The sequence below is a fragment of the Mycobacterium sp. ITM-2016-00317 genome (assembly GCF_002968295.1).
In the GTDB taxonomy this organism is placed as follows: Bacteria; Actinomycetota; Actinomycetes; order Mycobacteriales; family Mycobacteriaceae; genus Mycobacterium.
The window spans coordinates 2,680,942-2,704,055 of sequence record NZ_CP134399.1 but is presented as its reverse complement, the minus strand read 5'-3'; the positions used below and the strand labels follow the sequence as shown (position 1 = coordinate 2,704,055).

The following is a 23,114-nucleotide window of genomic DNA, read 5'->3' as shown; positions in this document are numbered from 1 at the left end:
CCTGCTCACGCCTCGACAGGCGCAGGCTGCTGCGAATCCAGCAACCCGTTTGCGAGGCAACTGAACAATTGCCTGGCTATTTCGAGAGACTGGTCGTGCCCGCCGATGAACCCGGCGTGGAACCCGAGCCCCCAGAACAGGGCGCCGAGCAGGTCGGCGACCGCGTGCGCGTCGGTGTCGGGCGGCAGCTCGCCGCGCCGGACGGCGTCGACGACGACCGCGTCGTAGAACGCGTGCACGGCCGCGGCCAGCGCGGCGGCGCCGTCGTGGCGGTGCGCTCCGCGGTGGTGGTCGATCCGGGCGGTGACGAGCACCTTCAACAGGGCCGGCTGGGCAGCGCCCAGCCGCTGGATCCCGGCGATGAACGCGGCCAACTGCGTAAGCAGGGTGCCCGCCGGCATCGCCTCGGCGGCGCAGTCGTCGACGTTGTCGCGCAGGTCGGTGAGCAGCGCCTCGTAGAGCTGCTCGCGGCTCGCGTAGTAGTAGTGCAGCGTCGGCCTGCTGACCCCCGCTCTGGCGGCGATCTGCTGGAACGTCGCGGCGTGGTATCCCCGCTCGGCGACCAGTTCGCCCGCGGCGCGCACGATGGTGCGGCGGGTCTGCTCGGAGTCGGCCCCGACCGGGCGGCCTCGCTTGCGCACCGGGGGCACGGCAGGGTCGGCATACTCCACGAGCAAACGTTATGACATAGCTACCGAACGGTCAACGCGAACTTTCGCAAATTCAGACCCGGCTCGGCTGAGAAGACCGCCGGTCGATGCGGGCCCGCCGGACCGCGTCCGCGGTGAAAACCAGCAGCGCCAGCCAGATCAACGCGAAGCCCACCCACCGCATCGGCGGCATCGGCTCGCCGCCGACCAGCACGCCCCAGGACATCTGCATCACCGGCGTCACGTAGAACAACAGGCCCAGCGTGACCATCGCCAGCCGCTGCGCGGCCGCGGCGAACAGCAGCAGCGGCAGCGCGGTCAGCATCCCGGACAGGATCAACAGCACGACGTGCGAAGCGCCGTGGCCGGTCAGGGTGCCACCGCCGCCGGCCTGCAGCACCACCAGATACCCGATCGCGAACGGCGCCGCGATCGCGGCCTCCAGCCCGACGCTGACCCGCGGATCGACGCGGACCAGCTTCTTCACGGCGCCGTACAGCGCGAACGAGAAGGCCAGGCCGAGACCTACCAGCGGCGGCTGCCCCAGCTGCACGGTCAGGATCACCACCGCCACCACCGCGAGCGCCAGCGCGAAGAACTGCCAGCGGTTGAGCCGCTCGCGGAAGATCAGCACCCCGAGTGCGATCGCCACCAGCGGGTTGATGAAGTACCCGAGCGCGGCGTCCACCACGTGACCGTTGTTCACCGCGTACACGTAGATCAGCCAGTTCGCCGAGATCAGCCCGGCCGCGGCGATCAACAGCAGCCACGTCCGCCGGTCGATGGTGCGCAGGTCGGACATCCGGCCGACCAGCGCCACCACGATGACCATCAGCGCGAAGCCCCAGATGATGCGGTGGGCGAGGATCTCCACCGCGCCTGCGGGTTTGAGCAGTGGGAAGAAGGCCGGGAACAGGCCCCACATCACATAGGCGCCGGCTCCGTAGAGCAGACCCGACCTCACAGGTCGTGCCGGCGCAAGACGTCGAGAGCGTGCTGCAGGTCCGCCGGATACGGGCTGGTGATCTCCATCCACCGCCCGTCCGCCGGATGCGCGAACGCCAGGGACCGCGCGTGCAGCCACTGCCGTTCCAGCCCCAGCTTTTTCGCCAGCGTCGGGTCCGCACCGTAGGTCAGGTCACCGCAACACGGGTGGTGCAGCGCGGCGAAGTGCACCCGGATCTGGTGCGTGCGTCCGGTTTCCAGCTCGATGTCGAGCAGGCTGGCCGCCTGGTGCGCCTCCAGCGTGTCGTAGTGGGTGACGCTCTCGCGGCCGCCCTCGACGACCGCGAACTTCCAGTCGTGGCCGCGGTGCCGACCGATCGGGGCGTCGATGGTGCCGCTGGAGGGATCCGGATGGCCCTGCACCAGAGCGTGATAGCGCTTGTGCACGGTGCGCTGCTTGAATGCCCGCTTGAGCACGGTGTAGGCGCGCTCGGACAGCGCCACCACCATCACCCCGGAGGTGCCGACGTCCAGTCGGTGCACGATGCCCTGCCGCTCGTGGATGCCGGAGGTGCTGATCCGGAAGCCGGCGGCGGCGAGCCCGCCCAGCACGGTCGGCCCGTGCCAGCCGACGGTCGCGTGCGCGGCGACCCCGGGCGGCTTGTCGACGGCGACGACGTCGTCGTCGGAGTACAGGATCGTCATCCCCTCGATCTGTTCGGGGACGTTCTCCACCGGCGGTGGCGCCTCGGGCAGCCGCACCTCGAGCCAGGCGCCCGCGGTCAGCTTGTCGGACTTGGCCACCGGAGCCCCGTCCAGTTCGACGCCGCCGTCCTCGGCGATCGCGGCAGCCGCCGTCCGGGACAAGCCGAGCAGCCGGGCCAGCCCGGCGTCCACCCGCATCCCGGCCAGCCCCTCGGGCACCGGCATCGACCGTGTCGTCATTCCGCCCCGGACTTTTCGCCGTCCTCGGGCTTACGCCTACCCGCGGTGTCGTAGTCGAAGCCCAGCAGCGACAGCACCACCAGCAGGATCGCGCCACCGACCACCGACGGGTCGGCCACGTTGAACACCGGCCACCAGCCGACGGACAGGAAGTCGACGACGTGGCCGCGCAGCGGGCCCGGCGACCGGAAGAACCGGTCCACCAGGTTGCCCAGCGCGCCACCCAGGATCAACCCGAGCCCGACCGCCCACCACGGCGACACCAGCCGCCTGCCCATCCAGATGATGCCGATCACCACACCGGTGGCGACCAGCGTCAGCACCCAGGTGTATCCGGTGGCCATCGAGAACGCCGCACCCGAGTTGCGCACCAGCGTCCAGGTGACCGTGTCGCCGATGATCGACACCGGCTGGCCGGGCGTCAACAGCTTGACCGCGAGCACCTTGGTGATGACGTCGAGGACGAGCACCACGCCCGCGATGGTGAGCAGCAGGCGCAGCCGGCGCGGTACCGGCGTCGCAGCCGGCACCTCCTCGGCAGCCTTGTCGTCACCTGTCGTGGGCTCGACCGGGCTCGACGATTCATCAGTCACGCCTCCATCATCGCAAAGCGCCGGTGGGTGAGAATCCCAGCCATGGGTCGTCTCGTCGTCATCGCCACCGGAGGCACCATCTCGACGAGTGCCGACGCCGAGGGGGTGAAGCGTCCCGCGCGTTCGGGCGCCGACCTGACCGCGGGCCTCGACGTCGAGGTCATCGACGTACTCGCGGTGGACAGCTCGCTGCTCACCCCGGCCGACTGGGACCGGATCGGGGCCGCTGTCGGCGACGCGGCGGCCTCCGGCGCGGACGGCGTCGTGGTGACCCACGGCACCGACACCATGGAGGAGACCGCCCTCTGGCTGGAGCTGACCTACGACGGAAACGTCCCGGTGGTGCTCACCGGCGCCCAGCGCAGCGCCGACGCCCCGGACGCCGACGGCCCCGCCAATCTGCGTGGTGCGCTGGCGGTGGCGGCGCGGCCGGAGTCGCGGGGCACCGGGGTGGTGGTCAGCTTCGCCGGCGCTGTCTTCGCCGCCCTCGGTGTGCACAAGGTGTCGACGGCCGACCTGCAGAGCTTCGCCGGGTACGCCGCCGACGCCGGACGCGTACGCCCGTACCTGGGGCCGCTGCGCGCCGCGGACGCCCCGCGGGTCGACATCGTCGCCGCCTACCCCGGGGCCGACTCCGCGGCGCTGGACGCGTGCGTGGCGGCCGGCGCACGGGGCATCGTGCTGGAGGGCCTGGGCTCGGGGAACGCCGGCGCCGCCCTGATCGACGGGGTCGGCAGGCACTGCCGCGACGGTGTCGTCGTCGCGGTGTCCACCCGCGTGCCGGGCGGGCGGGTCAGCCCCGGCTACGGCCCGGGCCGCGCGCTGGTGGACGCGGGTGCGGTCGTGGTCCCCCGGCTGCGGCCGCCTCAGGCCCGGGTGCTGTTGATGGCGTCGCTGGCCGCGGCGGCCGACCCTCAGCAGGTGTTCGCGGCCTGGGGCTGACCCCGGTCACGGGGCGTCGCGCTCGGCGAGCTCCGCGACGAACTCCGGCCAGTCCAGGCTGTCCACCGGGTTCGCGCGGGTCACCGCGGGATCGTCGGCGCGGAACGTGCGGGTCGGGCCCGGCCCGCTGCTGCGCGTCTCGAACCGCACGGTCATCACGCCGTGCCCGGCGCCCTGCACCCAGCCGTGCCCGAGGTCGGGGTGGGTGACGTCGTCGCCGACCCGCCAGGCCGGCGCCGACGGCGCGGGCTCTGCGGCGGGTGCGGCGGCGCCAGTGCCGGTGATCTCGTCGGAGCCGACCGTCTCCAGGTCCGGGAACAGCGATTCCTGCCGGACGTCGGAGAGCCCGGAGAACCCCACCCCGACCAGCCGGATGGGCCCGATCTCGACCGGGTCGAGCAGCAGCCGGCGCGCGGTCGCGATCAGCGTGCCCGGGTCCGTGGTGGCATACGGCAGCGTGGCCGACCGGGTCAGGATGCTCATATCGGACTTCCTGAGCTTGACGGTGACGGTGCGCGCGCCACGGCCGTCCTTGAGCAGCCGCCGGTGCGCGTGCTCACCGATCGGCCCGGCCGCGTCGACGAGTTGCGGCAACGTGGTCAGATCCTCGGCGAACGTGGACTCCGCGCTGATCTGCTTGGCGGGCGCGTTCTCGGCCACCGGGCGGTCGTCGATCCCGCGGGCCAGCCGGTGCAGCGCAGGCCCGACGGTGGGCCCGAGGATGTTGGCGACCTCGGCATCGGTGAGTGCGGCGAACCCACCGATGGTCTCGATGCCCAGCCGGTGCAGCTTCTCCTCCGCCACCGGCCCGATGCCCCACAGCTTGCGCACCGCCAGCCCGTCCAGCAGTGCCCGCTCCTCGTCGCGGGCCACCACCGTGATGCCGTTCGGTTTGGCCAGCCCGGAGGCGATCTTGGCCAGCTGCTTTCCCGACCCGGCGCCGACGGACGCGACGAGCCCGGTGACAGCGGCCACCTCGGCCCGCAGTTCCTCGCAGAACGCGGCCACCTCGGCCGGCGCGGCGCCGACCAGCTCGGCCGGCTCGCCGAACGCCTCGTCAAAAGAGAGCTGTTCGAGCACAGGAACTTTGGCGCGCACCGTGTCGAAGACCCGGCGACTGGCCAGCCCGTACACCACACCGCGCGGTGGCAGCACCACCGCGGCGGCGCCGACCAGCCTGCGCGCCTGATGCATCGGCATCGCCGAGCGGGCGCCGAACACCCGCGACTCGTAACTCGCGCCGGCCACCACCCCGCGTCCGCCCACGCCCCCGACGAGCACCGGCCGCCCCCGCAGGGTCGGGCGGGTCAGCTGCTCCACGGATGCGAAGAACGCGTCCATGTCCAAGTGCAGGACCCATCGGGCAGCCACACCCGCCGATGCTAGGCGGTGCCGATACCGTGGCCGGTATGGCACACCCGAGTGGCGAACCCGCCGATGTCGCGATCCGCGATGCGTCGATCAGGCTCGGCCAGTTCCTCAAGCTGGCGAACCTCATCGACTCCGGCGCCGACGCCAAGTCGGCGATCGCCGACGGTGAGGTCAGCGTGAACGGCGAGACCGAGCGGCGCCGCGGCAGGCAGCTGCACGCGGGCGACGTGGTCGCGTTCGCCGGTCACGCCGCGCGGGTCACCGAGGGCTGACTCCGCCGCTGTCAGGCCTTGGCGATGGCCACGCACACGCCGTCGCCGATCTCCGTCCCGCCGTCGGGTTCACCGAACTCGAAGCTGGTCGCCAGGATCTCCCCGGCGATGAGGTCTCGGTGCGTCTGCGCCCACTCCTGATGCTGTGCGGGCACCGACATCACCACGGCGATGCGGTCGGATACCTCAAGACCCGTCGACTTGCGCAGCTCCTGCAGTTCCCTGATCCGGTCCTTGGCCCAGCCCTCGGCCTCCAACTCAGGGGTTACGGTGCCGTCGAGCACCACCAGGCCCGCGCCGTCGGGCAGTGCCGCGGTGTACACATCCTCGGGTCGAGCTCCGCTGCGCTCCGTCTCCCGTGGCTCCGCCGCCACCAGCCGCGAGCTGTACTCCTCGGGCTGCAACACGGCCGGGCCCGCGGTCAGGGTGCCGTCGTCGTTGACGACCGCCTCCCCCGCTTTGACCGCCTTGATCGCGGCCTGCACGTCCTTGCCGATGCGCGGGCCCGCGACGCGGGCGTTGACGGTCAACTCGAAGCGGCCGTGCGCGGCGATGTCGTCGGTGAGCTCGACGGACTTGACGTTGAGCTCGTCGGCGATGATATCCCGGTAGGGTGCCAGCCGCGCCGGATCATCAACTGCCACCGTCAATTTCGGCAGCGGCAGGCGCACCCGCAGTTTCTTGGCCTTGCGCAGCGACGACCCGGCCGACGCGACGTCGCGCACCAGGTCCATCTCGTCGACCAGTTGCGGGTCGGCGGGCACGACACCCGGTTCGGGCCAGTCCGTCAGGTGCACCGACCGCTCACCGGTCAGGTCGCGCCAGATCCGCTCGGTGATCAGCGGCAGCAGCGGAGCGGCCAGCCGGCAGGTCACCTCCAGCACGGTGTGCAGGGTGTCGATCGCGTCGGAGTCCTCTTCCCAGAAACGTGAACGTGACCGCCGCACATACCAGTTCGTCAATGCCTCGGTGAACTGGCGCAGCTGGTCGCAGGCCTGCGAGATGTCGCAGACGTCGAGCGAGGCAGTCAGCTCGTCACGCAGCACCGCGAGTTTGGCCAGGATGTAGCGGTCCAGCACGTGCTGCGAATCGGTGCGCCAGGTGCCCTTCTCGGGAGCGTAGAGCGCCAGGAACGTATACGCGTTCCACAACGGCAGCAGCACCTGCCGCACCCCTTCGCGGATGCCCTGCTCGGTGACGACCAGGTTGCCGCCGCGCAGGATCGGCGACGCCATCAGGAACCAGCGCATCGCGTCGGAGCCGTCGCGGTCGAACACCTCCGACACGTCCGGGTAGTTGCGCAGCGACTTGCTCATCTTCTGCCCGTCGTTGCCCAGCACGATGCCGTGCGAGACGCACGTGCGGAACGCCGGCCGGTCGAACAGCGCGGTGGCCAAGATGTGCAGCGTGTAGAACCAGCCGCGGGTCTGCCCGATGTACTCGACGATGAAGTCACCCGGGTAGTGCGACTCGAACCAGTCCTGGTTCTCGAACGGGTAGTGCACCTGCCCGTAGGGCATCGACCCGGAGTCGAACCACACGTCGAGCACGTCCTCGATGCGCCGCATCGTCGACTTGCCGGTCGGGTCGTCGGGGTTGGGCCGGGTCAGCTCGTCGATGTACGGCCGGTGCAGGTTGTCGGGCCGGACCCCGAAGTCGCGTTCGAGTTCGTCGAGGCTGCCGTAGACATCGATCCTCGGGTAGGCCGGATCGTCGGACTTCCACACCGGAATCGGCGTGCCCCAGTAGCGGTTCCGGGAGATCGACCAGTCCCGCGCGCCCTGCAGCCACTTGCCGAACTGGCCGTCCTTGACGTGCTCGGGATACCAGGTGATCTGCTGGTTCAGCTCGACCATGCGGTCGCGGAACTGAGTGACCTTGATGAACCAGGACGACACCGCCCGGTAGATCAGCGGATTGCGGCAGCGCCAGCAGTGCGGATAGGAGTGCTCGTAGGTGTCGTGGCGCAGCAGGACCGCGCCGTTGGCGGCCGCGGCGCCCGACCCGTTCTTGAGATCGCGGATGATCTGCGGGTTGGCGTCGAACACGTGCTGGCCCGCGTAGTCGGGGACGGTCGCGTCGAAGCGCCCCTTGGCGTCCACCGGGGTCACGGCCTCGATCCCGCCCGCCTGGGCGGTGGCCATGTCGTCCTCGCCGTAGGCCGGCGACATGTGGACCAGGCCGGTGCCGTCCTCGGTGCTGACGAAATCGGCGGGCAGCACCCGGAACGCGTTGGGCGAGTCCATGAAGTACGGGAACGGCGGCGCGTAGTGCACGTCGAGCAGGTCGCGTCCGGTGTAGATGGACACGACCGTGGGCTCCTCGCCCAGTTCCCGCGCGTACGCGCCGAGCCGCGACTCGGCGAGCACGTAGCGGCGCCCGTCGGCCTCGACCACGACGTAGGTGACATCGGGGTTGACCGCGACCGCCTGGTTGGACGGCAACGTCCACGGCGTCGTGGTCCAGATCAGCAGATAGGCGCCGACCAGATCCGGGACCGGTCCCCCGTCCACCCGGTAGCCCACCGTCAGCGCGGGGTCCTGCCGGTCCTGGTAGACGTCGTCGTCCATCCGCAGCTCGTGGCTGGACAACGGGGTCTCGTCGTTCCAGCAGTACGGCAGCACCCGGTTGCCCTCGTAGGCCAGGCCCTTGTCCCAGAGCTGTTTGAAGACCCAGATCACCGACTCCATGAAGCCGATGTCCAAGGTCTTGTAGTCGTTGTCGAAGTCGACCCACCGCGCCTGACGGGTGACGTACTCGCGCCACTCACCGGTGTACTTGAGCACCGACTCCCGGCACGCGTCGTTGAACTTCTCGATGCCCATCTCTTCGATCTGGGCCTTGTCGGTGATGCCGAGTTGGCGCTGCACCTCCAGCTCGGCGGGCAGGCCGTGGGTGTCCCAGCCGAACCGGCGGTCCACCTTGTAGCCGCGCATCGTGCGGTAGCGCGGCACGATGTCCTTGACGTAGCCGGTGAGCAGGTGACCGTAGTGGGGCAGCCCGTTCGCGAACGGGGGCCCGTCGTAGAACACGTATTCGGGCGCACCGTCGCGGCGCGCGACACTGGCCCTGAAGGTGTCGTCGCTGTCCCAGTAGCTGAGCACATCGGCTTCCAGCGTCGGGAACTTCGGAGCGCCAGCGGCGGGCTTCGGATAGGCGGTCACGGACGTCGTGCTCCTCGTGCCATGTCGAATTCAGGCACGGGGACGAACGTCGCGCCGGTGCGCGAGCGCCGCGGTACCACCCCGCTTGCGCACCCTGGGTGCGCCGCTCATGTCAGGCGATGACGGGCCCACCCGTTCGGTTCTACTGGGCGTGAGCGCGACCGGCGCTCCCACCGTTCTTCCGAAGGCTCCCCGGTGATGGCCGGATCGACGCCGATCGCCCCAGTTTAGCGGGCGCGTCTAGCGTGGCGCCGCAGCGTCCGAGGTGATCTCGACAACGGCCAGCGGGAACTGCTCGGCCAACTCCTGCACCGAGTACGCGTCCAGGCGGGACTCGTCGTACCACCAGTCGATCTGCAGCAGATCGCCCACGCGCTGCACGCGCAACTCGAGCGCGCGGGCGCTCGGGCCCTCGTCCGCCCCGTCGGCGACGTTCAGCAACACCTCGGACTGCGCGACCGGATGGCCGGGCGATCCGGCCAGCGCGCTGTGCGCACTCTGCAACATCTCGGTGGGACCGACCTCCGGGTCGGCCGTGCACGCCACGGCCACCGGATGGTTGAGCCAGCGGTGGCCGCCGGTGACGTCGACGGCCACGGTTCCGTCGCCGCGGGTGCGACCGAAGGTGCGGCCGAGGGCGGCCAGCAGAATCTCCTCGGCCGGGCACTCCCAGCCATTCCGCGGCGCCGTCGAGTTCCTCGGTCAGTTCGCTCGACGGCACGGTGCCGAACTTCAGCGAGCGGGCGGGCAGCACGTCGATCGCTACGCGATCGAACACATCCAGCGATTTCAGCGCGGACAGGACGGGCCGTTGTTTGACCTCGTCCGAGATGTATGGAGCGACCATGTGGCTAACCGTACAGCGAATGTCCCAGAATTGGGAGACCGCTCCCAAAACTGTGACGGCTATGTCAATAAAGAGCGTGCCATGTATTTGCCGGGAGGGGATGCCCAAACGGGGGATCGCACATTAAGGTGGTCAAATGCCCCGCACGGACGAGAACGGCAGACAGTTGAAAGCCCTGCTCGACTATCTGCTGGACGGAGAGATCGACGCCAAGGACCTGATCGACGCGCTCGGCATCTCCAGCAGCACGTATTACCGGCGCATCAAAGAAGCCGACTACCCCTCGGCCGAGGAGCTGCGCCTGGTCGCCGACCGCTTCGGTCTTAGCTACCCGGACCTGCAGATTCAGTTCGGCCTGATGAGCCGGCAGGAGATCTGGCAGTACGTCGAGGCGACGGGCCGGACCCCCGCCGCGGTCGCCACACAGCCCACGACCACGACAAAGGCGGACACCGGGCGACGCACGCGGCTCGCCGATCTGACACCCCGACTGGACGCTCCTCCCCTTTGACGGCATCGGCGCCTACAATTTGCTGACAACGGCACGCTCGAAAGCGATTCCCAATGGCTCTTGCATCACTCATCGTGATCACCCTGATATGCATCGGGTGGAGCTTGTGGATTCGCCGAGTGACCTGGTCATGCCGGTGGGAAGTGGCCGCGACTCTCAACATCGCCCTGCACGGGGCTGCGGTGTTGTTGATGTCGCCGCTGGCGTCCGAAACGGTCGGTCCGCTGCTCCACGCGCTGACCGGCAAGTGGAATCTCGAGGACTATCTGGCCCACGATTTCTACATCGTGGCCGCGTCCGCGGTGGTCTACAACACGCTGGGCCGGCTGGAACAGGACCACGCGCTCCAGCAACGGTTCCGCCAGCACATCGAACGTCCGGCGACGTTGTGCATTCCGCTTCTGCTCGCCACGTTCTGGCTCGGCAACGGCGCGTCGATCTACCGCGCCGACTTCTTCGACGTGCCCACCGACTTCTGGCTCAACGTGTACTGGCTGCTGCTCTGCGGCATGCTGATCTACCTGCTCGCCTACTGCGTGCGGGCGCTGATGATCCTGCGCACCGACCCCCGCTCGCGCCAGGTCGCCAACGTGTACCTGTTCGCGTCGACGATGGGCATCCTGGCCTGCCTGGTGCGCATCACCACCGCGTTCGTCCCGCAGTTGCAGACCGTTGAGGGGACCACGCTGGTCTGGGTGTTCGCGTGCGCCTGCGGCGCGGGGTTCGCGCTCACGTCGGCGCAGTCGTGGCGGATGCGGACCCGCTGGTTCACCGGGGCGAACCGCTGAGATAGCCCGGGTCGATCAGACCGCGGTCGCGGTCGCGTCGTCGAACCCCGCCCCGTACTCGCGCACCGGCCGATAGCCGTTCCTGCGGGCCAGCGCGGCCCCGCGCCGGATCAGCGCGGCGGTGGTGACGAAACCGGCCTGGTCGCTGACCACCAGCGGGGTGAGCAGTCGGTTGTGCACGTAGCCGAAGGCCAGCCCGGTGTGCGGCTCGGCCCAGCCGAGCGATCCGCCGAGACCGACGTGCCCGAACCCGGGCATGACGCCGGGCAGCGGCAGTCCGTGGTAGCCGAGGTGGAACGACAGCGGCATGACCATGCTGTGGTCCAGGCGCAGGCTCGGCCGGCCGATCAGCTCGGCCGCGGTCTGGCTGGACAGGTACTGGGTGCCGTCGATACGTCCGCCGTTGGCGATCGCGCCGTACATGCGCGCCAGCGCCCGCGCGGTCGCGACCCCGTTGGCCGCCGGGATCTCGCTGTCCAGCAGCGGCGTATCCCCCTGCACCAGCGCTTTCACCCCGGGCAGGTACATCGCGCCGAAGGCCGCCGAGAACGGCAGCGCCGCGATCCGGGGAGCCACCAGGTTGAACATCGGATTCTGCAGCTGGGACTGCGGACCGATGATCTGGGCCGGCTGTGTGGGGGCCTGCACCGGTGGGCGCCCGAGGTGCAGCCCGTCGGTGTTCAGCGGCGCGGCCACCTCGGTGCGGATCAGTTCCCGCATCCCCTTGCCGGTGACCGATCGGGCCAGGCCCGACAGCAGCCAGCCGAACGTGAACGCGTGGTAAGCGGGCTTCCCGTGCAACCAGCTGATCGGCGCGGCGGCGAGCCGTTCCTCCATGGTCAGGTGGTCGAGCAGGTCTGCCCTGGCGGCGCCGTTGAGCTGAGACAGCCCGGCGCGGTGCCGGAGTGCGTCGCGCACGGTGATCGCCGACTTGCCGTTCGCGCCGAACTCGCGCCAGTACTGGGCGACGGGGGCGTCGTAGTCGATCAGCCCGCGGTCGTGGAGTCGGTGGATGACGGTCGCCGCCACACCTTTGGTCGCCGAGAACACCATCGGCGCAGTGTCGGCGGTCCAGCGCCGGGTGCCCCTGCGGTCGGCCCAGCCGGTCCACACGTCGACGACCGGTTCGCCGTCGAGGTACACCGACAGGGCTCCGCCGCCGAGCCGGCGCCACGGGAACATCTGCGCGAACGCGCGCACCGCCCAACCGAAGTTGGGGTCGGCCGCCCCCTGGATACCACGGGGCAAGGTCGCACCTTGGCCGTGTGAGAGCGCCTCGTCGCGCTCCGGGTTCATGGCGCCCGTCACAGCTCGAATTTACCCCGGTGCCCGGCAAACCAACCCGGAGTTACCGATTTGTTAATCGATGCTTGCCGGCGGTGGCTCGACCGCGTCGAGAATCTGCTGCGCAGCAAGCGCCGGAGTCAGCTCGCCGTCGCGGACCTGGCGTTCGACGTCGCCACGGATCGCACGCACGCCCGGACTGGACAGCACCCGGTCCAGGATGGTGTCGCGCACCATCGACCAGGTCCATTCGACCTGCTGGGTGCGGCGCCGGGCGTCGAACTCGCCGGCTTGGGTCAACACGCGGCGATGCTTGAGCACCGTCTCCCACAGCTCGGCCAGTCCGGCGCCGGTCAACGCGCTCATGGTCAAAACTGGTGGGCGCCAAAGTGTTTCGCGTGGATAGATCAGCCTGATGGCGCCTGCGAGCTCCCGCGCGGCGGACTTGGCCTCCAGCGCGTGCTCGCCGTCGGCCTTGTTGACCACCACAATGTCGGCCAGCTCCAGCACGCCCTTCTTGATGCCCTGCAGTTGGTCACCGGTGCGCGCGAGGGTCAGGAAGACGAAGGTGTCGACCATGTTGGCAACCGTCACCTCGGACTGCCCGACACCGACGGTCTCGACCAGGATCACGTCGTAACCGGCCGATTCCAGCAAAACAATCGTCTCGCGTGTCGCCTTGGCGACCCCGCCCAACGTCCCCGAGGTCGGTGACGGCCGGATGTAGGCGTCCGGGTGCACGGCCAGCTTCGCCATCCGGGTCTTGTCCCCCAGGATCGAGCCGCCGGTGCGCGTCGACGACGGATCCACCGCGAGCACGGCGACCCGGTGCCCCTGCTCGATCAGGTACATGCCGAGCGCTTCGATGGTCGTCGACTTGCCGACCCCGGGCACCCCGGTGATGCCGACCCGCGTCGCCGGTTCGGGCAGCGCACTCGGCACGCTGGCCGGCGAGAGCTCCAGCAGCAGCTCCTGGGCCCGCTGCCGATGATCGGCACGGGTCGACTCGACGAGCGTGATCGCCCGCGCCAGCGCGGAGCGGTCACCACCGCGCAACGCCGCGGCGAGTTCACTGACCGGCTGGTTCATCTAGCTCAAGGTGTACCCGAGTCGTTCGGCCAGCTTGTTCAGCAGACCGATCGCGGCGTCGGCGATGACCGTTCCCGGCGGGAAGATCGCCGTCGCCCCGGCCTCGTACAACTCGTCGAAGTCCCCGGGCGGGATCACGCCGCCGACCACGATCATGATGTCGGGCCTGCCGACCTCGGCCAGCGCGTCGCGCAGCGCAGGGACCAGCGTCAGGTGACCGGCCGCCAGGGAGGACACCCCGACGACGTGCACATCGTTGTCGGCGGCCTGGCGCGCGACCTCCTCGGGCGTCGAGAACAGCGAGCCGACGTCCACGTCGAAGCCGATGTCGGCGAACGCGGTCGCGATCACCTTCTGGCCGCGGTCGTGGCCGTCCTGGCCCATCTTGGCGACCAGGATGCGCGGCCTGCGGCCGTCGGCCTCGGCGAACTTCTCGACGAGTTCCGTTGCGCTGCTGACGTTGCTGGCCATGCCCACCTCGTCTCGGTACACCCCTGCGATGGTGCGGATCTCGGCCTGGTGCCTGCCGTAGACCTTCTCCAGTGCGTCCGAGATCTCCCCGACAGTGGCCTTCGCGCGGGCGGCGTCGATCGCCAGGGCCAGCAGGTTGTTGCCCAGCCCGTCCTCACCGGCAGGCCCGGACGCCGCGGCGGCGCGGGTCAGCTCGGCCAGCGCGGCCTGGGTGGCGGCCTCGTCACGCTCGGCACGCAACCGCTCCAGCTTGGCGATCTGCTCGGCACGCACCCGGCTGTTCTCGACCTTGAGCACCTCGATCTCGTGGTCCTCGTCGACCTGGTAGCGATTCACCCCGATCACCGTCTGCTGGCCGGAGTCGATACGTGCCTGAGTACGGGCGGCGGCCTCCTCGATGCGCAGCTTCGGGATGCCCGCGTCGATCGCCTGTGCCATACCGCCGTGCTCGGCGATCTCGGCGATGTGCGCCCGGGCCTTCTCGGCGAGCTGGTAGGTCAGCCATTCGACGTAATAGGACCCGGCCCACGGGTCGATCGGCCGCGTCGTGCCCGACTCCTGCTGCAGCAGCAGCTGGGTGTTGCGGGCGATGCGCGCCGAGAAGTCGGTGGGCAGCGCGAGCGCCTCGTCCAGGGCGTTGGTGTGCAGCGACTGGGTGTGGCCCTGGGTGGCGGCCATCGCCTCCACACACGTGCGGGCCACGTTGTTGAACGCGTCCTGAGCGGTCAGCGACCAGCCCGAGGTCTGCGAATGCGTGCGCAGCGACAGCGACTTCGCGCTCTTGGGATCGAACTGCGACACCAGCTCGCTCCACAGCAGCCGGCCTGCCCGCAGCTTGGCGACCTCCATGAAGAAGTTCATGCCGATGCCCCAGAAGAACGACAGCCGCGGGGCGAACTTGTCGATGTCCAGGCCGGCGTCCAGGCCCGCCTTGATGTACTCCACCCCGTCGGCCAGCGTGTAGCCCAGCTCCAGATCCGCAGTGGCCCCCGCCTCCTGGATGTGGTAGCCGGAGATCGAAATGCTGTTGAACTTCGGCATTTTCACGCTGGTGTAGCCGAAGATGTCGGAGATGATCCGCATCGACGGCTTCGGCGGATAGATGTAGGTGTTGCGGACCATGAACTCTTTGAGGATGTCGTTCTGGATGGTCCCGGCGAGCTTCTCCGGCGGCACGCCCTGCTCTTCGGCCGCCACCACGTACAGCGCGAGGATCGGCAGCACCGCACCGTTCATCGTCATCGACACCGACACCGTCGACAGGTCGATCCCGTCGAAGAGCTGGCGCATGTCGAGGATGGAGTCGATCGCCACGCCGGCCATGCCGACGTCACCGGCCACCCGAGGGTGGTCGGAGTCGTAGCCGCGGTGGGTGGCCAGGTCGAATGCGACCGACAGACCCTTCTGGCCGGCGGCCAGGTTGCGGCGGTAGAACGCGTTGGACTCCGCGGCGGTGGAGAACCCGGCGTACTGGCGGATGGTCCACGGCTGGTTGACGTACATCGTCGGGTACGGCCCGCGCACAAACGGCGGCTCGCCGGGCAGGCTGTTAAGCGGGTAGCCCGCCTCGACGATCGCGTCGCGGTCGGCGCCGATGTAGACCGGCTTGACGTCGATGCCCTCCGGGGTGGACCAGTCGAGTTGATCGGCGGTGTAGCCGTGGGCGGCCGCGGCGGCCGACACCTGCCGGTCGACGTCGGCGGGCGCCGGCGCGGTGCCCGCTTGGTCCCCGGACAGCGGGACGTCGGCGAAGCTCTGGATGTTCCTGGATTCGGTGGCGGTCATGTCATGCTCCCAATCGGGTCAGCAGGTCCGACAGGGCGCTGACCGCGTCGATCTTCGCGGTGAGGTATCCGTCGGGTTTCGAATCGACTTCTGCGACCGCCTTTTCCGGTCCGGCGAGCAGCACGCGGGAAACCCCTGCCGCGCGTGCGGCCTCGACAACGGCCGCGACCTCACCTGCGTAGCGGGCGTCGATGCCGCAGATCACGGCGACCTCGGTCACGCCGGCGTCGGACACCGCGGCGGCGACCCCGGCGGCATCCAGCGGGCCCGGGTTGACGGCCTCGATCCCGCCGGAGGCGAGCAGGTTCGCGGTGAAGGTGGTCCGGATGTTGTGTTCGGCCAACGGCCCGAGCGGCAGCATCAGCGCCTTCGGCCGCGCGCCCGTCTTCTCCAGGAAGGCATCCGAGCGGTCCCGCAGCGCCTCGAAGGCCGCGGCGTAGCGCTGCACGTGCGGCAGCGGATCCCCTTGGGGCAGCGGGACTTCACCGAGATTGGGGAACTCGTTGACGCCGGTGACCGCGGTGCGCCGGTGCGCGACGTCGTCGGCGCGCCGGCGGGCCACCTCGGCGATGCCGGCGCTGACGTGCTCGCGGGCGGCGTCGAAGCCGCCCTCGGCCTCGATCTCCTGGAAGTGCTGCCACGCCTGGCCGGCCAGGCTGCGGGTCAGGTCCTCGATGAACCACGATCCGCCCGACGGGTCCAGCACCCGGCCCAGGTGGGACTCCTCGAGGAGCAGCAGCTGGGTGTTGCGGGCGATGCGGCGCGCGAAACTACGGGCGGTGCCGGGGAATCCACCGGAAATCGCGACGTCGAAGGGGTGCACCAGCAGGGTGTCCGCTCCCCCGACGCCGGCCCCGAACGCCGCGACCGTGGTGCGCAGCATGTTCACCCACGGGTCCCGCGCGGTCATCATCGGCAGTGACGTGGTGGCGTGCAGGGTGGCCGCACCGGCATCCGGCTCGCCCACGACCTCGGCGACGCGGGCCCAGAGTTGGCGTGCGGCACGCATTTTGGCGATAGTCATGAACTGGTCGTCGTCGGCGGCGAACCGGAAGCTGATCTGTCCGAGCGCGTCTGCGGTGGACAGGCCCGCGTCCGTCAGTATCCGCAGGTAGGCCACCCCGGCCGCGACGGCCGCACCCAGTTCCCAGGACGCGCCGGCACCCGCGTTGTGGAACGCCGGCCCGTCGACGGTGATCGCGCGGACGTGAGTGCCGTACTGCAAGGCCTTCTCGGCGACGGCGACGATGTCGTCGTTCCCCGGCGCCGGACGCCCGGACAGCGGTGCCGTCAGCGGGTCGGCCCCGAGGTCGATCGACAGCCGCGAACGCTGATCCGCGTCGAGCCCGGTCAGCAGCGCCAGCAGCGCGTCGGCGGCCGCGCCGTAGGCGGAGCCGTCGCCGGCCACCTCGACCACCACCGGCACCAGGTCCAGATAGACACCGTCCAGCAATCCCGCCAGGTCGGCGGGCGCGACCGCCCCGGGGGCGTCGCCGACCCGCAGCACCAGCGCGCTGACGCCTTCGGTGAGGCCCAGCAGGATCGCCCCGTTGGCCTCGGCCACACTCGCGGCCTCCGCGGGGAAGGTCTCGCCGACCTTCCACCCCGACTTCACGTCGCGCAGCGCGTCCCCGCCACGCACGAACGGCCACTGCCCCGGCAGCGCGGGCTCGGCCAGTTCGTCGGCGCCGGTGTAGAGCGGCCGGATCGGGAAGCCGTCGTAGGTGTCCGAGTCGAGCAGCCGCTCGGGTTCGGCGGGCAGGTCGGCCGGGTCCCGCTTCAGGGACTTCGCCAGCACGCCCGCCACAGCGGAGCGCCACCGGTCCAGATCGGAATCGATTACTCCGCCGGCAGCGCCGGCGCTGGGATTCTGCACAGCCATCAGGCTAAATGATCGCCATCACACTCTCGTGGGCTGGTAGCCAACCGCACTGTCCCGCCCGACGAGCGCATCTGCCGCACCCCCGTACCCTTGGGAATCGTGAAATCCGTAGTCAGCACGCTGGGTACCGTCGGTGCCGCGGTCGTCGTCACGCTGAAGACGGCTCCGCGGGGCAGGCTCGCCGCGGCGCTGATGGGGATTGTGATTCTCGTCGCAGTTGCGCTTTTCGTGCCGTTTCCCACCGCGTTGCAGGTGCGGGACTGGGCCACCGCGGCGGGGCCGTGGTTCCCGCTGGTGTTCTTCGCCGCCCATGTCGTGGCGACGGTGTTCCCGTTCCCCCGCACCGTGTTCACGCTGGCCGCGGGCCTGCTGTTCGGTCCGCTGCTGGGCATCCCGATCGCGGTGGTCGCCAGCACGCTCAGCGCGGTGATCGCGCTGGTGTTGGTCCGGACGGCGGGCTGGCAGGTCAGCCGCCTGGTGTCCCATCCCCGCCTCACCGCGGTCGACAAGCGGCTGAGCGAGCGGGGCTGGCCCGTGGTGCTGGCCACCCGGCTGATCCCGGCCGTGCCGTTCTCGGTACTCAACTACGCTGCGGGCGCGTCGTCGGTGCGGGCGCTGCCGTACACGCTCGCCACCCTGGTCGGCGTACTTCCCGGCACGTCGGCGATCGTGGTGTTCGGGGATGCGCTGACCGGCCGCATCAGCCCGTTGCTGCTGGTGGTGTCGGTGTGCACGGCGGCGATCGGGGTCGCCGGACTGCTCTACGAGATCAGGACCGAGCGGCGCAGCCGGACCCCGGTCACGGCGTCCTGACGTCGGGCCCCTTCACCGTCATCGCGGCGAACAGCGTCAGCAGCGACGACGCGGCGACCAGATTCGGAGAGCAGTCCTTGGCCCTGACATGGGAGCCGACGGCCAGGGTGAAGTAGACGGTCAGCATGAACGTCGTCAGCCGCGCCAGTGCCGGCCAGCGGAACACCGACAGCAGGCCGACCGCGCTGGCCGCATTGACGATCGGAAGCAGCGGCCAGAGTTTCCTGGGCAGCCCGACGTCCTCCAACGACTTCTTGACCGGCGCGATGGGCCCGACACCGGCCGCGGCGACGGCGGCCTGCATCGCGGCGAGCACGGCGTAGGTCCGCTGCGACGTCAGCGCGCTCATTATTGGTCCTGCGCCCCGGGCCGCGGCGCACTGATCTGGCTGGGCGCCGCCGGAGCAGACAGGTGTCCCGGCCTGTCGACCGGGGTCCGCGCGTCGGCCTCGGCCTTGGCCACTGCCGCGGCGATCGCGGGATCTGTCTCGGTGTTGAACCAGTCGGCGACCTCGTCGGAGTCGTCGACGGGCCGGGCCGAAGCGTCGTCGACCGGCGACGGGGTGTAGCGGAACACGCCGTCCTCGCCCGGCGCGCCGAGCAGCTTGGTGAACCCCTGCAGCGCCGAACCGAAGTCGCTGGGCACCAGCCACACCTTGTTGGCCTCGCCCTTGGCCATCTGCGGCAGGGTCTGCAGGTACTGGTACGCCAGCATCTCCGGGGTCGGTCGGCCGGCCTTGATCGCCGCGAACGTCTTCTCGATGGCCTTGGCCTGGCCCTGGGCCTGCAGGTATGCGGCGGCGCGTTCACCCTGCGCGCGCAGCATCCGGGACTGCCGGTCGGCCTCGGCGGTGAGGATGGCGGCCTGCTTCGCGCCTTCGGCCGCCAGGATCTGCGCCTGCTTCTGGCCTTCGGCCTGTTTGATGGCCGCCTCCCGGCTGCCTTCGGCGGTCAGGATCATCGCCCGCTTCTCGCGGTCGGCGCGCATCTGCTTCTCCATCGAATCCTGGATCGACGGTGGCGGGTCGATACTGCGCAGCTCGACCCGCGCGACGCGCAGCCCCCACCTGTTGGTGGCCTCGTCCAGCACGCCGCGCAGTTGTTTGTTGATGGAATCGCGAGAGGTGAGGGCCTGCTCGAGGGTCATCCCGCCGACGACGTTGCGCAGCGTGGTGGTCGCCAGCTGCTCGACGCCGACGATGTAGTTGTTGATCTGGTACACCGCCGCCTGGGGGTTGGTGACCTGGAAGTACACCACGGTGTCGATGTTGACGGTGAGGTTGTCCTCGGTGATGACGGGCTGCGGCGGGAACGACACCACCCGCTCCCGCAGGTCGACGCGGGCCCGGATGCGGTCCACGAAGGGCACCAGCAGGGTCAGCTGACCGGACACCGTCTTGCTGTAGCGGCCCAGCCGTTCGATGACCGCGGCCTCAGCCTGTGGGATCAGCGCCACCGACTTGGCGACCACGACCACGGCGAACAACACCAGCACACCAAGTAAGACCAGCCCCGTGATAGCACCATCCATGTGGAGTCCCTTCTCTAGCCGATCTTGGAGACGACCGCGGTCGCGCCGTCGATGTGCACGACGGTGACCTGATCGCCGGGTTCGTAGATGTCGGTCTCGTTGTAGGGCCGGGCGGTCCAGACCTCACCGTCGAGCTTGACCTGGCCCTCGTGGCGGGCGACCCGGTCGAGCACCAGCGCGCTCTTGCCCTCCAGCGCCTTGGCCGGTTCGGGCAGACCCGTGCCGGACTGCATCCTGCGGCGCAGCGCGGGACGCACCCCGACCAGCAGCAGCAGCGACACCACCAGGAACACGATGCCGTCGACCCAGATCGGCGCGTCGAACGCGAAGCTGGAGCCGGCCGCGGCCAGCGCGCCTCCGCTGAGCATCAGCAGGAACAGGTCACCGGTGAGCGCCTCCGCGCCGGCGAGCGCCAATGCTGCGATCAGCCAGATCAGCGAGACGGGCATGAAGCCAGCCTAACGCGCAACCGACTCGATGAGCCGGCAACAACTACACTGCAGCCATCATGTGGTGCCCCAGTGTTTCGCTTTCGGTATGGGCCAACGCCTGGTTGGCAGGCGCTGCCGCGCCCGACGACGTCCTTGACGCGTTATCGCAGTGGACGCCAAAGCATTCGGTGACCGCTTACGATTCGGTCGCCGCGGAGCGCACCGGGCTGTCCTGGCCGGACCTCGACGAAGCGGCCTCGATGTCGCTGTTGCAGACGGTGCGCACGGTCGCAGGCCGAGGCGTTCCGCAACCGTCGATCGCGCTGACCCTGCCGGTCCCCGGCGACGTCCGGGGCCTGCCGCCGGGCACGCAGTTCGGCCGCGACGCCGTGACCGCCGGGGAGGCGGTCATCGTCAACGGCGCCGACGGCGCGATCGGGCTGGTGCCCGACTTCGAGTACCAGGACAGCTTTCCCGACCCGGACGACCCCGACGACGATTACGAGTTCGAAGCCGAGTTGAGCGGGCTGTCCTGGACGGTGTACTCGTTCGACTCGGCCCCGCCGGCCGGACACTTCGACCTCGGCGAGTCCGAGTACCAGCTGCGCGACGCGGTGCGCTCGGCCGCCGACGCCCTGGGCGCGCTGCGCGCCGGCGCGTCCGGGGGTGAGGTGGCGGACCCGCGCCGGCTCGTCGAGCAGGTGCTCGATTCCACCCGTCTGCACCGCATCCCCGACCACGCCCCGACGCGGGCGGTGCGGGTGATGGAGAACGCCGCCCACGTGGACGCGATCATCACGGTCAGCTCGGGACTGATCCCGATCGGCCTGCAGAGTTCGTCGGAGGTCCAGCTGGCCAGCGACGTGCTGCGGCCACTGACCGCGGTGGTGCGCTCGGCGCGGCTGGCCGCGGTGGAGGCGATCCTGCACTCGGCCTGGCGCGGTTAGGACCCGTCAGCCTGCGCAGTCCGGCGTGCACAGCGCGCCGTTGACGGTGCTGCCGTAGCACGGCACCTGCCCGCCGCCGACTCGTCGCGGCGGAACCTTAAGTCGCAGTTCGTCGATCAGATCGACGGCCAGTTCGGCGAAGCGCGGCTGCGCGTTGGGGGTGGACGCCCGGGCGAAGGCGATGCCGGCCTTCGCGGCCTGTTCGGCCAGTTCGTTGTCGAGGTCCCACACCACCTCGATGTGGTCGGCGACGAAGCCCACCGGGCAGACGATCACCGCCCTGGTTCCCTGTGCGGCCAGCGTTGTCAGATGATCACCGACGTCCGGTTCCAGCCACGGCACCTGCGGCGGCCCCGACCGGGACTGCCACACCTGGTCGTACTCGGGGTAGCCCGCGGCGGCCGCGACCAGCGCGGCGGTGTGCTCGACCTGGCGCTGGTAGAGGTCCGGCCCGCACCTCGATGCGGCGCGCAACGGGATCGAGTGCGCGGTGAACACCAGGCGCGCCTGACCGCGCAGCTTCTCGGGAAGCGTCGCCGCCGCGGCGTCGACGGCGTCGGCGAACATCTCGATCAGCAGCGGGTGGTCGAAGTACTGCCGCAGCCTGACCAGTTCCGGGGCGTCCGGACCTGCCGCCGCCCGGCCGCGGGCGATGTCCTCCTGGTACTGCGTGCAGCCCGAGTACCCGCCCCAGGCCGAGGTGGAGAACACGGCCGCACGGCGGATGCCGTTGTCGCGCATGGCCGTGACGGTGTCCTCGACGTACGGCGCCCAGTTGCGGTTACCGAAGTAGACCGGGATCTGCAGACCGCGGTGGGACAGCTCGGCCTCGATCGCGGCGATCAGCTCCCGGTTGATGCCGTTGATGGGTGAGACGCCGCCGAAATGCTGGTAGTGCTCGGCGACGGACTCCAGCCGCTCCCGCGGGATGCCCCGTCCCCTGGTGACGTTCTCCAGGAACGGCATCACCTGTTCGGGGCCCTCCGGGCCCCCGAACGACAGCAGCAGCAGCGCGTCAAACGTCACGGGATCTCACAGCAACTGAGTACTCGCGCCGCCGTCGGCGTAGATCACGGTGCCCGTGGTCGCGGGCAACCAGTCCGACATGAGGGCGCAGACCGTCTTGGCGACCGGGGTGGGGTCCTTCATGTTCCAGCCCAGCGGCGCCCGCTGGTCCCAGCCCTCTTCCAGCAGCTGCATTTGGGCGCCGGCCTCCTCGCCGAGGGCGCCGCCGACGATGGCGCTCATCGCCAGCGTCCGGATCGGGCCCGCCGCAACGAGATTGGACCGCACTCCGACCTTGCCGGCTTCCCGCGCGACGAACCGGTTCACCGATTCGAGCGCGCTCTTGGCGACCGTCATCCAGTTGTAGGCGGGCATGGCGCGGGTCGGGTCGAAGTCCATCCCGACGATGCCGCCGCCCGGGTGCATGATCGGCAGCACGGCCTTGGCCAGCGACGCGTAGGAGTACGCCGAGATGTGGATGCCCTTGGCGACGTCCTCGTAGGGCGCGTCGAAGAACGGGTTGATGCCCATGCCGGTCTGGGGCATGAAGCCGATGGAGTGCACCACGCCGTCGAGCTTGTTGCCCTCGCCGATCTCGGCGGTGACCCGGTCGGCCAGGGTGTCGAGGTGTTCCTGGTTCTGCACGTCGAGCTCGATCAGCGGCGCCGGTGCGGGCAGCCGGTCGGCGATGCGGCGGATCAGCTTCATCCGGTCGAACCCGGTCAGCACCAGTTCGGCGCCGGCCTCCTGGGCGACCTTGGCGATGTAGAACGCGATCGAGGAGTCGGTGATGATCCCCGTGACGAGGATGCGCTTACCTTCGAGAAAACCTGCCATGTGAAAGTCCTT

The 23,114-nt window shown here is 69.9% G+C and carries 22 protein-coding genes; 6 read left to right on the top strand and 16 right to left on the bottom strand.

What is annotated here, in order from left to right; translation table 11 throughout:
- Positions 1-5: 5 nt before the first annotated feature.
- The 4 genes from C6A87_RS12925 to lspA are packed head-to-tail and all read right to left on the bottom strand — an operon-like array spanning position 6 to position 3,133.
- Positions 6-671, bottom strand: a complete 666-nt coding sequence (locus C6A87_RS12925) for a TetR/AcrR family transcriptional regulator (protein WP_311117573.1) — start codon at positions 669-671, stop codon at positions 6-8.
- Positions 672-723: 52 nt separating this feature from the next.
- Complete coding sequence (gene rarD / locus C6A87_RS12920) at positions 724-1,614, bottom strand: EamA family transporter RarD (RefSeq protein ID WP_311117572.1); 891 nt, start codon at positions 1,612-1,614, stop codon at positions 724-726.
- Positions 1,611-2,540: an RluA family pseudouridine synthase gene (locus C6A87_RS12915; protein ID WP_311117571.1), complete on the bottom strand. Its 930-nt coding sequence runs from the start codon at positions 2,538-2,540 to the stop codon at positions 1,611-1,613. The genes rarD and C6A87_RS12915 overlap by 4 nt, the downstream gene beginning before the upstream one ends.
- The gene (gene lspA / locus C6A87_RS12910; protein ID WP_396837052.1) at positions 2,537-3,133 is read right to left on the bottom strand and encodes a signal peptidase II; all 597 of its coding nucleotides are present in this window, start codon (positions 3,131-3,133) and stop codon (positions 2,537-2,539) included. The genes C6A87_RS12915 and lspA overlap by 4 nt, the downstream gene beginning before the upstream one ends.
- A gap of 42 nt (positions 3,134-3,175) precedes the next feature.
- On the opposite strand from lspA, the gene C6A87_RS12905 reads away from it, so the two are divergent.
- The gene (locus C6A87_RS12905; RefSeq protein WP_311117570.1) at positions 3,176-4,075 is read left to right on the top strand and encodes an asparaginase; all 900 of its coding nucleotides are present in this window, start codon (positions 3,176-3,178) and stop codon (positions 4,073-4,075) included.
- A gap of 6 nt (positions 4,076-4,081) precedes the next feature.
- Here the strand turns inward: C6A87_RS12905 and C6A87_RS12900 are convergent, their stop codons facing one another.
- Positions 4,082-5,446 (bottom strand): DNA polymerase IV, encoded by a 1,365-nt coding sequence (locus C6A87_RS12900; RefSeq protein WP_311117569.1) that lies wholly within the window; start codon positions 5,444-5,446, stop codon positions 4,082-4,084.
- A gap of 38 nt (positions 5,447-5,484) precedes the next feature.
- Here C6A87_RS12900 and C6A87_RS12895 point away from each other — a divergent pair, with 38 nt between their 5' ends.
- Positions 5,485-5,718, top strand: coding sequence for an RNA-binding S4 domain-containing protein (locus tag C6A87_RS12895; protein ID WP_311117568.1), 234 nt, complete (start codon positions 5,485-5,487; stop codon positions 5,716-5,718).
- 11 nt (positions 5,719-5,729) lie between these two features.
- On the opposite strand, the gene ileS is transcribed toward C6A87_RS12895, so the two are convergent.
- Positions 5,730-8,882: an isoleucine--tRNA ligase gene (gene ileS, locus C6A87_RS12890; RefSeq protein WP_311117567.1), complete on the bottom strand. Its 3,153-nt coding sequence runs from the start codon at positions 8,880-8,882 to the stop codon at positions 5,730-5,732.
- A 240-nt stretch (positions 8,883-9,122) separates the two neighbouring features.
- Complete coding sequence (locus C6A87_RS12885; protein ID WP_311117566.1) at positions 9,123-9,479, bottom strand: hypothetical protein; 357 nt, start codon at positions 9,477-9,479, stop codon at positions 9,123-9,125.
- 386 nt (positions 9,480-9,865) lie between these two features.
- Here C6A87_RS12885 and C6A87_RS12880 point away from each other — a divergent pair, with 386 nt between their 5' ends.
- Together C6A87_RS12880 and C6A87_RS12875 are read left to right on the top strand one after the other, a co-directional pair.
- Positions 9,866-10,240 (top strand): XRE family transcriptional regulator, encoded by a 375-nt coding sequence (locus C6A87_RS12880; protein ID WP_311117565.1) that lies wholly within the window; start codon positions 9,866-9,868, stop codon positions 10,238-10,240.
- A 53-nt stretch (positions 10,241-10,293) separates the two neighbouring features.
- Positions 10,294-11,028, top strand: a complete 735-nt coding sequence (locus C6A87_RS12875) for a hypothetical protein (protein WP_311117564.1) — start codon at positions 10,294-10,296, stop codon at positions 11,026-11,028.
- 15 nt (positions 11,029-11,043) lie between these two features.
- On the opposite strand, the gene C6A87_RS12870 is transcribed toward C6A87_RS12875, so the two are convergent.
- From C6A87_RS12870 to mutA, 4 genes are read right to left on the bottom strand one after another with little or no spacing between them, the layout of a single operon-like run.
- Positions 11,044-12,336, bottom strand: coding sequence for a serine hydrolase domain-containing protein (locus tag C6A87_RS12870; RefSeq protein WP_311117563.1), 1,293 nt, complete (start codon positions 12,334-12,336; stop codon positions 11,044-11,046).
- Positions 12,337-12,387: 51 nt separating this feature from the next.
- Entirely contained in the window at positions 12,388-13,401 is a 1,014-nt protein-coding gene (meaB, locus tag C6A87_RS12865) for a methylmalonyl Co-A mutase-associated GTPase MeaB (RefSeq protein WP_311117562.1), read from the bottom strand.
- Complete coding sequence (gene scpA / locus C6A87_RS12860) at positions 13,402-15,657, bottom strand: methylmalonyl-CoA mutase (RefSeq protein WP_311117561.1); 2,256 nt, start codon at positions 15,655-15,657, stop codon at positions 13,402-13,404. It abuts the gene before it with no gap.
- Between the two features lies 1 nt (position 15,658).
- Entirely contained in the window at positions 15,659-17,539 is a 1,881-nt protein-coding gene (mutA, locus tag C6A87_RS12855) for a methylmalonyl-CoA mutase small subunit (protein ID WP_311117560.1), read from the bottom strand.
- Positions 17,540-17,638: 99 nt separating this feature from the next.
- Between mutA and C6A87_RS12850 the strand changes: the two genes are divergently transcribed.
- Positions 17,639-18,352, top strand: a complete 714-nt coding sequence (locus C6A87_RS12850) for a TVP38/TMEM64 family protein (RefSeq protein ID WP_311117559.1) — start codon at positions 17,639-17,641, stop codon at positions 18,350-18,352.
- Here the strand turns inward: C6A87_RS12850 and C6A87_RS12845 are convergent.
- Genes C6A87_RS12845 through C6A87_RS12835 form a run of 3 tightly spaced genes read right to left on the bottom strand, consistent with a single transcriptional unit; the run spans position 18,339 to position 20,331 of the window.
- The gene (locus C6A87_RS12845) at positions 18,339-18,701 is read right to left on the bottom strand and encodes a DoxX family protein (protein WP_311117558.1); all 363 of its coding nucleotides are present in this window, start codon (positions 18,699-18,701) and stop codon (positions 18,339-18,341) included. The genes C6A87_RS12850 and C6A87_RS12845 overlap by 14 nt on opposite strands.
- Positions 18,701-19,882 carry an SPFH domain-containing protein gene (locus C6A87_RS12840; protein WP_311117557.1) on the bottom strand — a complete coding sequence of 394 codons (1,182 nt, stop codon included), beginning with the start codon at positions 19,880-19,882 and terminating at the stop codon, positions 18,701-18,703. Before C6A87_RS12840 ends, C6A87_RS12845 begins: the two co-directional genes overlap by 1 nt.
- Before the next feature lie 14 nt (positions 19,883-19,896).
- The gene (locus C6A87_RS12835; protein WP_311117556.1) at positions 19,897-20,331 is read right to left on the bottom strand and encodes an NfeD family protein; all 435 of its coding nucleotides are present in this window, start codon (positions 20,329-20,331) and stop codon (positions 19,897-19,899) included.
- 59 nt (positions 20,332-20,390) lie between these two features.
- On the opposite strand from C6A87_RS12835, the gene C6A87_RS12830 reads away from it, so the two are divergent.
- The gene (locus C6A87_RS12830) at positions 20,391-21,260 is read left to right on the top strand and encodes a hypothetical protein (protein ID WP_311117555.1); all 870 of its coding nucleotides are present in this window, start codon (positions 20,391-20,393) and stop codon (positions 21,258-21,260) included.
- A 6-nt stretch (positions 21,261-21,266) separates the two neighbouring features.
- Here the strand turns inward: C6A87_RS12830 and C6A87_RS12825 are convergent, their stop codons facing one another.
- Both C6A87_RS12825 and inhA read right to left on the bottom strand, forming a co-directional pair.
- The gene (locus C6A87_RS12825) at positions 21,267-22,286 is read right to left on the bottom strand and encodes a ferrochelatase (RefSeq protein WP_311117554.1); all 1,020 of its coding nucleotides are present in this window, start codon (positions 22,284-22,286) and stop codon (positions 21,267-21,269) included.
- Positions 22,287-22,292: 6 nt separating this feature from the next.
- Positions 22,293-23,102, bottom strand: coding sequence for an NADH-dependent enoyl-ACP reductase InhA (gene inhA / locus C6A87_RS12820; RefSeq protein ID WP_311117553.1), 810 nt, complete (start codon positions 23,100-23,102; stop codon positions 22,293-22,295).
- Positions 23,103-23,114: the final 12 nt, after the last annotated feature.

Bases quoted from the DNA above. Each gene is read 5' to 3' on its own strand.
- mutA (WP_311117560.1), bottom strand. From the start codon at position 17,539: ATGGCTGTGCAGAATCCCAGCGCCGGCGCTGCCGGCGGAGTAATCGAT.
- C6A87_RS12880 (WP_311117565.1), top strand. From the start codon at position 9,866: ATGCCCCGCACGGACGAGAACGGCAGACAGTTGAAAGCCCTGCTCGAC.
- C6A87_RS12905 (WP_311117570.1), top strand. From the start codon at position 3,176: ATGGGTCGTCTCGTCGTCATCGCCACCGGAGGCACCATCTCGACGAGT.
- scpA (WP_311117561.1), bottom strand. From the start codon at position 15,657: ATGACCGCCACCGAATCCAGGAACATCCAGAGCTTCGCCGACGTCCCG.
- C6A87_RS12915 (WP_311117571.1), bottom strand. From the start codon at position 2,540: ATGACGACACGGTCGATGCCGGTGCCCGAGGGGCTGGCCGGGATGCGG.
- C6A87_RS12895 (WP_311117568.1), top strand. From the start codon at position 5,485: ATGGCACACCCGAGTGGCGAACCCGCCGATGTCGCGATCCGCGATGCG.
- C6A87_RS12875 (WP_311117564.1), top strand. From the start codon at position 10,294: ATGGCTCTTGCATCACTCATCGTGATCACCCTGATATGCATCGGGTGG.
- C6A87_RS12845 (WP_311117558.1), bottom strand. From the start codon at position 18,701: ATGAGCGCGCTGACGTCGCAGCGGACCTACGCCGTGCTCGCCGCGATG.
- inhA (WP_311117553.1), bottom strand. From the start codon at position 23,102: ATGGCAGGTTTTCTCGAAGGTAAGCGCATCCTCGTCACGGGGATCATC.
- meaB (WP_311117562.1), bottom strand. From the start codon at position 13,401: ATGAACCAGCCGGTCAGTGAACTCGCCGCGGCGTTGCGCGGTGGTGAC.
- C6A87_RS12840 (WP_311117557.1), bottom strand. From the start codon at position 19,882: ATGGATGGTGCTATCACGGGGCTGGTCTTACTTGGTGTGCTGGTGTTG.
- C6A87_RS12835 (WP_311117556.1), bottom strand. From the start codon at position 20,331: ATGCCCGTCTCGCTGATCTGGCTGATCGCAGCATTGGCGCTCGCCGGC.
- C6A87_RS12830 (WP_311117555.1), top strand. From the start codon at position 20,391: ATGTGGTGCCCCAGTGTTTCGCTTTCGGTATGGGCCAACGCCTGGTTG.